The 12,416-nt window shown below is 42.8% G+C and carries 9 protein-coding genes; 7 read left to right on the forward strand and 2 right to left on the reverse strand.

Annotated features, from left to right (window positions below; genetic code table 11):
- Positions 1-16 precede the first annotated feature (16 nt).
- A complete protein-coding gene (locus V7K15_RS04385; RefSeq protein ID WP_334903352.1) occupies positions 17-403 on the reverse strand; it encodes a hypothetical protein in 387 nt (128 codons plus the stop codon).
- Between the two features lie 101 nt (positions 404-504).
- On the opposite strand from V7K15_RS04385, the gene V7K15_RS04390 reads away from it, so the two are divergent.
- The 7 genes from V7K15_RS04390 to V7K15_RS04415 all read left to right on the forward strand — a co-directional run bounded on the left by V7K15_RS04390 (position 505) and on the right by V7K15_RS04415 (position 10,585).
- Positions 505-696: a DUF6888 family protein gene (locus V7K15_RS04390; protein WP_334903354.1), complete on the forward strand. Its 192-nt coding sequence runs from the start codon at positions 505-507 to the stop codon at positions 694-696.
- Positions 659-748, forward strand: a complete 90-nt coding sequence (locus V7K15_RS29900) for a hypothetical protein (protein ID WP_442949645.1) — start codon at positions 659-661, stop codon at positions 746-748. The genes V7K15_RS04390 and V7K15_RS29900 overlap by 38 nt, the downstream gene beginning before the upstream one ends.
- Positions 723-860 (forward strand): hypothetical protein, encoded by a 138-nt coding sequence (locus tag V7K15_RS04395; RefSeq protein ID WP_334903355.1) that lies wholly within the window; start codon positions 723-725, stop codon positions 858-860. Before V7K15_RS29900 ends, V7K15_RS04395 begins: the two co-directional genes overlap by 26 nt.
- Positions 861-951: 91 nt before the next feature.
- On the forward strand, positions 952-5,328 hold the full coding sequence (locus V7K15_RS04400; RefSeq protein ID WP_334903357.1) for a non-ribosomal peptide synthetase: 4,377 nt from the start codon (positions 952-954) through the stop codon (positions 5,326-5,328).
- A 116-nt stretch (positions 5,329-5,444) separates the two neighbouring features.
- Positions 5,445-8,768: a non-ribosomal peptide synthetase gene (locus V7K15_RS04405; protein WP_334903359.1), complete on the forward strand. Its 3,324-nt coding sequence runs from the start codon at positions 5,445-5,447 to the stop codon at positions 8,766-8,768.
- A 34-nt stretch (positions 8,769-8,802) separates the two neighbouring features.
- On the forward strand, positions 8,803-9,045 hold the full coding sequence (locus V7K15_RS04410; protein ID WP_334903361.1) for a hypothetical protein: 243 nt from the start codon (positions 8,803-8,805) through the stop codon (positions 9,043-9,045).
- 10 nt (positions 9,046-9,055) lie between these two features.
- Positions 9,056-10,585, forward strand: a complete 1,530-nt coding sequence (locus tag V7K15_RS04415) for a glycosyltransferase (RefSeq protein ID WP_334903363.1) — start codon at positions 9,056-9,058, stop codon at positions 10,583-10,585.
- Between the two features lie 536 nt (positions 10,586-11,121).
- On the opposite strand, the gene V7K15_RS04420 is transcribed toward V7K15_RS04415, so the two are convergent.
- Positions 11,122-12,249 (reverse strand): alpha/beta fold hydrolase, encoded by a 1,128-nt coding sequence (locus tag V7K15_RS04420; RefSeq protein ID WP_334903364.1) that lies wholly within the window; start codon positions 12,247-12,249, stop codon positions 11,122-11,124.
- Between the last annotated feature and the right edge of the window lie 167 nt (positions 12,250-12,416).

A 12,416-nucleotide genomic window follows, 5' to 3' on the forward strand; every position in this document is an offset into this window, starting at 1 on the left:
ATTTTAAAATATCCTCTTAAGGACTACAAATAATGGATTGAATACCATTAGTTGAAACTGAAACATTTACTTTATATTCTGCTGGGCATGTTTCAATTGAGTTACCTTTTATAAGTTTGATTTCCTGTGAAAGCTGGCAACTTTTAAACTGTGCTTTATTATCAAAAGATATAGATTTTTCGGCTTGGCACTCAAAATTAGATGACCCGGAACTGGGGCTGGAAACCTGTACATTCATATCTTGGCCAAGAATGCAACTTGCCAACGAACCATTTTCATAATTACTAATTGTCCCAGCTTCACATACAACTGACGCTTCAGCAGGCAGAGAAACAGCAAAATTGATTGAAAATAAACCTAAAGAAGAAGTTAAAACTGCCAAAACTTTAGACGAGAATTTCATAAAAAATACTGTTTAGTAGCATAAAAGTTGTTACTTCATTTATACTTGATTGCTCTTAAACACTGATACAGCAAAGATACTGATCTTGCTTTAAAGTTTCTGTGAACAGTTTAGCTACCCGCTTATTTCGATTTGACGGCAAAACCGGAGAAGTTTACATTCTATCTGCCGAAGAACTGCAAATTATTCTTTATCCGAATGGCGAATGGGAGTTTGTTAATGAACCCGAATTATCAGCAAATGAGTTTTTCAGAGTTGAGAGCTTACGTTGTGAAAAACCGCGAAGACATTGAAGCTCTACGTTTTTTGATGAGCAAACGTGGGCTTACACTGGAAACCTTTTAACGGTTTAGTATTGCGTGCAGACTACGGTGTACCATTAATGGGAACAAGCGATCGCGGTAGTTCACTGCAAGACAATGGCTTTAATTTTTCAGTGCTATATCAGCCGTTTTGATTTCTTCAAGCCGTACACTCGTGATTGTAATTCAGGCAGAGATGGTTGAAGCCGCAATCACGCGACTTTTAGTGGTGTTTGCCATTCACTTATGAGCCAATATATTCTCAATAATTTCACAGATGATCAAGAACTTAAATTTCCTGAAGAAGCAGAGGTTTTCCTTTTTCCGACTTCTTTTGCCCAGCAGCGATTGTGGTTTCTCGACCAGTTAGCACCGGGCAATCCATTTTACAACGTGTCAACAGCACTTCGGCTGACAGGTTCCCTCAACTTCACCGCCTTAAAGCAGACATTCAACGAAATTGTACGTCGCCACGAAACCTTACGCACTACGTTTGTGATCGTAGAGCAGCAACCAGTGCAAGCGATTCCTGCGGAAAGTGGCGCTAACGAACCCAGCTTAAGCATACCTCTTCCCCTAATAGATTTACGCAATTTCGAGAGCCAAGAACGCGACATACAAATGCAGCAAATCGTAACCGCAGAGGCTCAACATCCTTTCAATCTCACCACCGGGCCATTGCTGCGAGTAAAGCTGCTACAACTAGATGAAGCAGAATATATGCTGCTGCTAAATCTACATCACATTGTTGCCGATGGCTGGTCAATAGGAGTGCTAATTAGAGAACTGGGGATATTATACAAAGCCTTTGCAGAGGATAAGCGATGTCTGACGACAAGCCCTGACGCTCGAAGACTCGCTAACGCTACGCTATCGGGTTCGCAGTCGCCTGTGGAGGGAAACCCTCCCGCAGCGCTGTCTCACGACTCCCTATCTACGCCCCTGCCAGAACTACCCATTCAATATGCAGATTTCGCAGAATGGCAACGGGAGTGGCTGCAAGGATTGGGGGCAGGCATCTCGCCCTTACAAACGCAGTTAGCTTATTGGCAAAAGCAATTAGACGGGATTTCAGTACTGAATCTCCCCACCGACCGACTCAGACCAGCAGTTCCTACCTACAGAGGTGCAAAACAATTTTTAGAGCTACCACACTGCTTAACTCAAGCGCTAGAGGCACTTAGCTATCAACAAGGCGTTACCTTGTTCATGACAATGCTTGCAGCGTTTCAGACTTTGCTCTATCGCTACACGCAACAAGAGGATATTACAGTAGGTTCACCTATTGCTAATCGTAACCGTAGCGAATTAGAAGGGTTAATTGGTTTTTTTGTCAATAGCTTGGTGCTACGTACAGATTTCTCCGGGAACCCGACGTTTCGAGAATTATTAAATCGAGTCCGAGAAGTAACTTTAGGAGCATACAGCCATCAGGACTTGCCCTTTGAAAAGCTGGTGGAGGAACTGCACCCAGAGCGAGATTTGAGCTATCATCCTTTTTTTCAGGTTGTATTTAGCCTCCAAAACACTCCCATCGAAACGCTAGAGTTACCTGGGTTAACACTTTCGGTATTTGAGTTTGACAGCAAAACCGCAAAGCTTGATTTAGAGTTCCATCTTTGGCAGGATTTGGATAGTTTGAAAGGACAAATGGTTTATAGCACCGATTTATTTGATGACACAACCATTACCCGGATGCTAGGACATTTCCAAACGCTGCTAGAAAGCATTGTTGGCAATCCAGAACAGCGTCTTTCAGATTTGTCTTTGCTGACTGAAGAAGAACGACAAGAGTTATTAATTGATTGGAATGACACTAAAAGAGAGTACTCAGAGAATAAGTGTTTTCATCAGTTATTTGAAGCGCAGGTGGAAAAAACTCCCGATGCGATCGCGCTAATATTTGGTGATGAACAACTCAGCTACAAAGAGTTAAATATACGCAGCAACCAACTTGCAGATTATCTTAAAAAAATAGGTGTAGAAAATGAATCTTTAGTTGGTGTTTGTGTAGAGCGATCGCTAGAGATGATTATCGCACTATTAGGCATTTTCAAAGCAGGTGGAGCATACCTACCTTTAGATCCGAGCCTACCTCAAGAGCGTCTTAACTTCATGCTAGAAGATGCACAAGTTTCAGTCTTGCTCACACATTTCTCTTTAGCCCCCCTTTTTAAGGGGAGCCAGCGCGGTCTTCTCCCAACGCCAAGGAGCGTCTCCAAGAGTTGGGGAGACGCTAAAAGCGATAGCGTTCGCGCAGCGTCTCGTAGAGAAGCGGTAGCGAGTCATCGTACTCTTACAGAGAAGCAAGCTACGCTTTTAGCGTCTCGTAAGAGAGCGTCTGGGGTCTCCCCAAGTAGAGCGACTGGCGTGGGTTGGGGGGATCTCTTGTCTGTAGTTTGCATAGATGAAGATTGGGCAACTATTACACAACACAGCCAAGAAAACCCAACCATCTGCGTAACATTTGATAGCCTAGCTTATGTTATCTACACCTCTGGCTCAACAGGAAAACCTAAAGGCGTTTTGCTCCAGCATCGAGGATTGTCCAACTTAGCAAAAGCTCAGATTGAGGTTTTCAACTTACAACCGAATAACCGCATTCTGCAATTCGCATCATTAAGTTTTGATGCCTCAATTTTTGAGATTGTCATGGCACTGCAAACAGGAGCAACTCTTTATTTAGCAAACAAAGAATCCCTTCTACCCGGACAAGCTTTGCTGCAATTATTGCGCGAAAAAGCTATTACTCACGTCACCCTTCCGCCAGCAGTTTTAGCAGTCCTACCTACAGAATCACTTCCGGCATTGCAAACTATTATTTGTGCCGGGGAATCTTGCAACGATGATATTGTAAAACGTTGGTGGAGTTCTAGCCGGAGGTTTTTTAACGCTTACGGTCTTACAGAAGCAACAGTTTGGTCAACCGTTGCCGAGATTAGTTCTCTGAGCGAAAAACCGCCCATTGGTCGCCCTATTGCTAACACTCAAATTTATATATTAGATAAGTATTTACAACCTTTACCAATTGGAATTACTGGCGAATTATATATATGTGGTGAAGGATTGGCACAAGGCTATATTAACCGTCCAGAATTAACTACTGAAAACTTTATTCCCAATCCTTTTAATCATCAAAAGGGAGCGCGACTTTACAAGACGGGTGATTTAACTCGGTATCGACCAGATGGTAATATTGAATTTTTAGGGCGGATCGATAATCAAGTAAAAATTCGGGGATTCCGCATTGACTTGTCAGAAATTGAAACAGTGCTGAGTCAGCATGAAAGTGTCCAAAAAGCAGTAGTAATTGCTAAAGAGAACGTATCTGGTGATAAGTACTTGCTCGCTTATATTGTTCTGAATGTAGAGATGCTAAATTTAGCGTCTCTACTACGTAAATTCTTAAAAGAAAAATTACCAGAATACATGATGCCAAAAGCTTTTTTAATGCTGGATTCTCTGCCGCTAACAACTAGTGGCAAAGTGGATCGTTGGGCGCTAACAGAACTTGATAGTCTGGCTAGCCGCTCAATAGATAAAGCATTTATTGCTCCTCAGACTCCAACTGAGTTAACCTTGGCAAAAATTTGGGCTGAAGTCCTTAATGTTGAGCGTGTGGGTATTCACGATAACTTCTTTGACTTGGGCGGAGATTCGCTGTTAACTGTACGTCTGTTGAAGCAGATAAACAAGCAGTTTGAGTACGAATTGCCGCTATCTAGCTTATTTTTAAATCCAACAATTGAAAGTTTAGCAACTTCTCTATCCTCAGAAAGAGATTCTCTCCCGTGGTCGCCCTTGGTTCCAATTCAGCCTGCTGGTTCAAATCCAGCTTTCTTCTGCGTCCATCCCATTTTTGGTGTTGTCTTTCCTTATTACGAATTAGCTAATCAATTGGGGAAAAATCAACCATTTTATGGGCTACAACCTATTGGACTTGACGGAAAAAGTTGTCCACTAACTAATATTGAGGATATGGCTACCCACTATATTGAAGCATTGCGGAGAGTGCAGCCGAAAGGCCCTTATTTTTTAGGAGGTTGGTCTTTTGGAGGTTGGGTTGCTTTTGAAATGGCTCAACAACTCCAAAAGTCTGGCGAAGAAGTGGCTCTACTTGCTGTGCTTGATACTTTAGCACCAATTCCGGGCAGTGTACCTTCTTTGGCTAATGGTTTTAAGTTTATGCTGACTACAGTGGCACGATATATATGGCCTTTTTTCCTCGATTATTTTTATCTAATTATTGCGATCGCCAAGAATCGAATTCACAGTATCCTCAAAGAGGATGCCACAGTTAACGTTATATCTGAAGAATCCAAGTTAAGACTTTTAAGCGAGTTAGCAATTCGTCCAATGCTTCGTGTTTTCTATGCTAATAGCCAAGCAGTTCTCAACTACGTTCCGCAAGCTTACCCTAAAGGAATTAATCTTTTCAGAACAAAGGTTCAATCAAGCATTGCCAACGAAGATGCGAGTATGGGTTGGGATCAGCTAATTGTGGGAGGAACGGAAATTCATCATATTCCTGGGAATCACCTAACTATGCTGAGAAAACCCCATATCCAAGTTCTCGCCGCACAGCTAAGAGCCTGTATTGAGAAAGCGCAAACTTTAAAATAAGGATCAATATAGCGGTTCTCGGTCTTTGTGAGATACAAGAACCCCACCCCCAACCCACTAAGAGCAAGCGAGAAGGTGGCTATGATGTACCTTATGTGATTATTAGGAAACGCTATATGTCTTCTGAAGAAGTCTTTGTCTTTCCAGCATCTTTTGCTCAACAGCGATTATGGTTTCTCGACCAGTTGATCCCTGGTAATGCTATCTACAATGTGCCGACAGTAATTCGCTTGACAGGTTCGCTGAAGTTAGCCGCACTAGAACAGACTTTTAACGAAATTGTGCGTCGCCATGAAACCTTACGCACTACATTTATTGTGTCGGATGGGCTACCCCTACAGGCGATTCCTGCGGAGAGCTGCGCGATGCTCCTTGAGGAGCCGCCAAGGGCTAACGCATCCAGCTTAACAATACCTCTTTCTGTTTTAGACCTCCAGCAATTATCAGCTGATGAACAAGAGGTTAAAATAAAGTGCATTGTAACCGCAGAGATAGAACATCCCTTCGATTTATCCTCCGGGCCATTGTTGCGAGTGAAGCTACTTGTCCTTTCTGAGACAGAACATATTCTATTACTGAATATGCACCACATTATCTGTGATGATTGGTCTATGGGGGTACTGATTCGGGAACTGGGAACGCTGTACGCAGCTTTTGCACAAAACCAGCTTTCGCCTCTATTAGAACTGCCTCTTCAGTACGCCGATTTTGCTCACTGGCAGCGCGAGTGGCTGCAAGGAGAAGTACTCCAAACCCAATTAGCTTACTGGCGGGAGCAATTAAACGCTATTTCCATACTGCATTTGCCTACTGACAAACCAAGACCAGCTATACAAAGCTATCAAGGAGCAACACAATTTCTAGAGTTACCGCTCAAGCTAATTGATGCACTAGAAAAGCTATCACAGCAAGAAGGTGTCACTTTATTTATGGCGCTGCTGGCAGCATTTAAAACATTACTTTACCGTTACACACACCAAGAAGATATTGCGCTAGGTTCGCCAATTGCTAACCGTAACCACAGCCAAATTGAAGGAATAATTGGTTTTTTTGTCAATAGTTTGGTGCTACGTAGCAACTTATCTGGAAACCCCACTTTTCGGGAACTACTAGGCAGAGTTCGAGAGGTAACGTTAGGAGCATACAGCCATCAAGATTTGCCATTTGAAAAGTTAGTTGAAGAACTGCATCCAGAGCGGAATTTGAGCTACCATCCGCTATTTCAAGTGGTGTTTGGTTTCCAGAATGCGCCAATGTCAGCGCTAGAACTGCCTGGATTAGTACCTAGCTTTATGAATATTGACTTGAAAAAAACGCGTTTTGATTTGGAACTGCATCTGTGGAAGTGTTCTGAGGATTTTAGAAGCTTAGTGGGTGGAAACTGGGAGTATTCTGAAGGTCTCCGGGGCGTAATGGTTTACAACACAGATTTGTTTGAGAAAGCGACCATCAACCGGATGCTGGAACATTTTAAAACTTTGCTGTCAGCCATTGTTACAAATCCCGAACAACGAATTGCAAGTTTACCGTTATTAAGTGAAGTGGAGCTACATCAGGTATTGGTAGAATGGAATCATACTCAAGCGGATTATTCTCAAGATAAGTGTATCCATCAATTGTTTGAACAAAAGGTACAGCAGGATCCTAATTTTATAGCAGTAAACTTTGCTAATGAGCAACTGACTTATCAAGAGTTGAATATTCGCAGCAATAAACTAGCACAACACTTACAAAAAATCGGAGTAGGTTCAGAAGTTTTAGTGGGCATTTGTATTTCACAGTCTATAGAAATGATCATCGGCTTGTTGGGCATTCTGAAAGCAGGGGGAGCGTATCTTCCATTAGACCCCAGTTATCCTCAAGAACGCCTGAATTTTATGCTTGAAGATGCACAAGTTTCAGTATTATTGACACAAGAAAACTTGCTTAAGCATTTTGAAGGTTTCTCAAATCCAATTGTTTCTATAGATAAAGACTGGGAAATTATTACCCAAGAAAAGGAAGAGAATCCCAAAAGCGATTTAAATAGTGATAATTTAGCATATATTATTTACACCTCTGGTTCTACAGGAAAACCCAAGGGAGTAGCTATACCTCACAAAGCTGTAAATCGGTTAGTGTGCAATACTAATTATATAAAATTGTCACCATCCGATAAAATCGCTCAAGCCTCAAACGCTTCTTTTGATGCAGCGACATTCGAGATTTGGGGAGCGCTACTTAACGGCGCTCAACTTGTGGGAATTAGTAAAGATGTCACCCTTTATCCTCACGAATTTGCCTTACAACTACGAGAAAAAGGTATCAGCGTTCTGTTTTTGACTACCGCCTTGTTTCAACAGATTGCTAGAGATGTTCCGCAAGCTTTTGCGACCTTGAAATATTTACTATTTGGTGGCGAGACTGTTAATACAAGATGGATTAAAAAGATTCTCAAACATGGTGTGCCAAAGCATTTAATTCATGTTTACGGGCCTACAGAAAATACAACATTTTCTTCTTATTATTACGTGGAAGAGTTACCAGAATTAAGCACATCTTTTCCTATTGGTCGTCCGATTACAAATACGCAAATCTATATATTAGATACCCATTTACAACTAGTGCCTATTGGCGTTACTGGCGAATTATATATTTGTGGTGAGGGACTGGCACGAGAATATCTCAATCGCACTGAATTAACTGCGGAACATTTTATTACTCATTCTTTTAATAATAAACCAAGAATACGTCTTTATAAAACGGGTGATTTAGGTCGCTATTTACCAGATGGCAATATTGAATTTTTAGGCCGCATTGACAATCAAATAAAGATTCGCGGCTTCCGCATTGAGTTGTCAGAGATTGAAGCGGTATTGAGTCAACATCTAGCAGTGAGAGAAACTGTTGTTATTGCTGCTGAGGATGTACCTGATGATAAGTACTTGGTGGCTTATATTGTTCCCAACCTGGAACAGATGCCGACGCAAGACGTGCAAAGCTTTGCGTCCTTACTTCGTCAATTTCTTAAAGAAAAGTTACCGGAATACATGATACCAAGAGCATATATGTTACTGGAATGTCTACCTTTAACACCAAATGGCAAAGTGGATCACCGTGGTTTACCCACACCTGATACAATTACTTTCAATAATCAAGATTATGTGGCACCGCGATCGCAAGTCGAAGAGTTACTTGCCCAAATTTGGGCTAAAGTCTTGGGAAAAGAGCAAGTAGGCATCCACGACAATTTCTTTGAATTGGGCGGTCATTCTCTACTAGCGACTCAGCTAACTTCCCGCATCCGGGATACCTTCCAAATAGATTTACCTGTACGCAATTTGTTTGAAGCACCGACTGTAGAACAACTTACTAAGTACATTGAAACAATGTGTTGGGCGACAAAAGGTGTGGATAAGACTGAAACTACAGGAATTCAGCGAGAAGAAGTGGAATTTTGAGAAACCCCTGAGTCAGGGAATCATCATACCATTTATGCCATCCGGTATATGTGCGATCGCCGCAGTAACGATTAACTTAAGCATTAGGAAAATGCGCGAATTGGCTGGGTTTAAGTTAAAGGGAATAAATAAAAGCCCTTTGACTTGCTTTTTGATGGCATTTATGTACAGCCTCGCTGCCTGCGTTTTTCAGTCTTGGGAGTTTTTAACAAGCTTACTAAGGTGTTCTGCTGCCGTCTTCAGGCAAAAATCTCTAGTAGAAATCAACCTGTATTAGGAAGTGGGCGATGCACATTGGATTTCTTAACCCTCAAGGCAATTTTGATTCAGCCAATAGTCACATAACGAAACACCCAGATTTTGGGGGTCAGCTAATCTATGTTAAGCAAGTTGCCATAGCGATCGCTCAAATGGGTCATAAAGTTGATATTCTCACCCGTCAAATCATTGACCCGGAGTGGCCAGAGTTTGCCGAAGCGATTGACACTTATCCAGGGGTCGATAACGTCCGCATTATTCGCTTACCAGCTGGGTCAAAAGAATTTATCTCTAAAGAGTTGTTATGGCCTCATCTGGTTAGTGATTGGGTACCCAACATCTTGAAATTTTATCAACAAGAAGGTAGCTTACCCGATGCAATGACTGCCCACTACGCCGATGGGGGACTATGTGGCGTTCTAATTGAAGACCAGACAGGCATACCTTTTAGCTTTACTGCTCATTCTCTCGGCGCTCAAAAGATGGATAAACTGGAAATCACCCCAGAAAATCTCACAGAAATAGACGAGCAATTTAATTTCAGATATCGTATCTTAGCCGAACGCCTAAGTATGAATCGCTCGGCTGTTAATATCACCAGTACACGGCAGGAACGCTTTGAACAGTACTCTCATCGCGTCTATGGTGGTGCGGTGGATGTGGAGAATGACAACTGTTTTGCAGTGATTCCACCGGGAGCAAATTTCTCGATTTTCGGTGCAAAGGCGCGTTCGGAAAACGAGGAGGCTACCTACGAACTCGTTCAGGAACGATTGGCACGCGACATTGCAGAACCACGTCGAGATTTGCCCGTTATTATAGCATCCAGTCGATTAGAGCTGAAAAAAAACATATTAGGGCTGGTGCAAGCCTTCGCAATCAGTCCAACACTTCAGGAACGAGCTAACTTGGTGCTACTTACAGGGGGGCTGGACGATCCTTTACGAGAAGAGGCTAGCGACGATATTACTGAAGAGGTATTAGCCCCCATTCGGGAGGTCGTTAAAGAAAACGACTTGTGGGGCAAGATCAGTGCATTTGGCTTGTCGGATCAGTCTCAAGAGTCACTGGCAGCAGCCTATCGGTTTATGGTTAAACGCCGCTCGGTGTTCGCACTAACTGCACTCTACGAACCCTTTGGGCTTGCTCCCTTAGAAGCGGCAGTAGCAGGTTTACCAGTGGTAGCAACCAAAAACGGCGGCCCTAGTGAGAGCTTCCGACAGGGAAATAAGGAATATGGCGTACTCGTTGATCCAGAAGATTCTGCTGATATTGCGCGGGGCTTGGAGCGGTTGTTATGCAATGCTGATGAGTGGGAGTATTTTGCCCAAGCTGGTCAGCAACGGGTGCTTAAGACCTACACTTGGGAATCTACTGCTGAAAACTACTTGAGTTTGCTTGAGCAAATTCTGTCTTCAGGCAAAACCCGCGATCGCGCTGAACTCCTTCCCATCCATCCCTACTTCCGTAATCCAGAATCGCAGACCGATGTTTCTTTGGAAGAATTAAGCGACCTCTACTTTGGAACTAATCAAAAGGTAGTAAAGAATGCAGATTAAATAAACTGCAAAACTAGGGTTAAAGCAGAAGTTGCTACAGAAAAGGCGGAAATTCTTACACCGAAGGCGGAAGTTTCTACAGACTGTGCGAAATACCGAAACCTGAAGGCAGAAGTTCTTACTCTTAAGGCGGAAGTTTCTACAGACTGTGCGAAACACCGAAACCTGAAGACGGAAGTTCTTACTCTTAAGGCGGAAGTTGCTACAGACTGCGCGAAACACGCAAACCTGAAGGCGGAAGTTCTTACTCTTAAGGCGGAAGTTGCTACAGACTGCGCGAAACACGCAAACCTGAAGACGGAAGTTCTTACTCTTAAGGCGGAAGTTGCTACAGACTGCGCGAAATACGGAAACGTCAAGGCTGGAGCAATATTTTTTGATGGATGCTAAGGAATAAGAATTAAATAAAATATAATTTATGTCCCTGGCTTACCTCACCCTCAATCCCTCTCCGATATATTGGAGAGGGAAGCTAGAGACAGAATGAAGTTTTGCATTTTATTTAATCCACGTTCCTAAATGTGGGATTCAGGCAGTTATGAGCAGCTAGCAGAAAAGGTGCTGACTGCTTCGGCAAACTGCTGATTTTGTTCCATTAATGCCATGTGTCCACCTGGTTTTAGGGTGACTCTTTGAGAATAAGGCAATTCTGCTTTCATGCGATCGCTGGCAACAGGTTTAGTTGCTATATCTGAATTGCCGCAAACAACCAACACAGGTACGTTAATATTTGCAAGTGTTTCTGTTTCATCAAAGTTGAACATTGCCAGTGTGCCACGCGCCAGAACCCCAGGCGAACCCAATGCTGATAATAGACCGGCAAAACTTAGTTGACCCCGTGTTTCACTACCCGTAAATCCAGATAGTTCGACGGTGATGTACAGTGAACCGTTCAAATACGAGAGCCAAGTCATCAACCAAAAAATCGGCCACAACACGGTAGTCAGGTACAACACAGGTTCGAGTAGCGGTTTTTGCAACTTACGCACCAGATTGCTAAAGATACAAGTTTTCACCGGATTGGTATAGGTAGTATCTACAAGAATTAAGCCAGCCACCCGACTTCCTAATTGCTCTGGAAACAGGCGACAGAATGTCAGGTTAATCATTCCACCCATGCTGTGTCCTACCAGAATAACAGGTTTATTTTCTGCAATACTCCCTTTAGGAGTGGCTGTTACCAACGCAACCACAGCTTCCAAATCACGGGCATATTTTTCTATAGAGTGATCGTTGTTTTTCGGTTTAGTGGATTTTCCTAGCCCTGGTAGATCCCAAACAATTACTCGGAAGCGATCGCTCAGTTGTTTCTTGGCATAATACCATACAGTACTGTTGGGTCCCCAACCGTGTGAAAGGATAATCGGTTGACCATCTTCAGGGCCAAAAAACTCTACTTGCAAAACGCTCCCATCTGGACGCGTCAAACGCTCCACGGTTTTGCTACGCATAAACTTAGGTTCATCGGCTCCAGGACGGCGCAACAGTGGCAAACTGATAAAACGACCCCCAATAGACCACAGAACCATTACTAGCCCAGCCACTAAGTAAGATGTTCCTACAAGTTCTCCTTCGTACCACTCATAAAGAATGTAGCCCCCCCCGCCAATTACCCCAATGGACAGCAGTTGAACCAGCCATATAAACAGAAAATTATGAGGCATGAATATCATGAGCCTAAACCTTGCGATACCTTGTTAACTGCGTTGTCTTTAAGCTTCATAACATAGTTATAATCATCCAAGTTTCATTCCCAAGAATGATTTCTACAGTCTTATAAGTGTGATAAAAATGCTGGGTTAGGTAATAAACAGTGCAGCTTGGCGCAAAT

The sequence above is a fragment of the Nostoc sp. genome, from assembly GCF_036919815.1.
GTDB lineage: Bacteria > Cyanobacteriota > Cyanobacteriia > Cyanobacteriales > Nostocaceae > Nostoc.

Bases quoted from the DNA above. Each gene is read 5' to 3' on its own strand.
- V7K15_RS04385 (WP_334903352.1), bottom strand. From the start codon at position 403: ATGAAATTCTCGTCTAAAGTTTTGGCAGTTTTAACTTCTTCTTTAGGT.
- V7K15_RS04400 (WP_334903357.1), top strand. From the start codon at position 952: ATGAGCCAATATATTCTCAATAATTTCACAGATGATCAAGAACTTAAA.
- V7K15_RS04405 (WP_334903359.1), top strand. From the start codon at position 5,445: ATGTCTTCTGAAGAAGTCTTTGTCTTTCCAGCATCTTTTGCTCAACAG.
- V7K15_RS04410 (WP_334903361.1), top strand. From the start codon at position 8,803: ATGCCATCCGGTATATGTGCGATCGCCGCAGTAACGATTAACTTAAGC.
- V7K15_RS04415 (WP_334903363.1), top strand. From the start codon at position 9,056: ATGCACATTGGATTTCTTAACCCTCAAGGCAATTTTGATTCAGCCAAT.
- V7K15_RS04420 (WP_334903364.1), bottom strand. From the start codon at position 12,249: ATGCCTCATAATTTTCTGTTTATATGGCTGGTTCAACTGCTGTCCATT.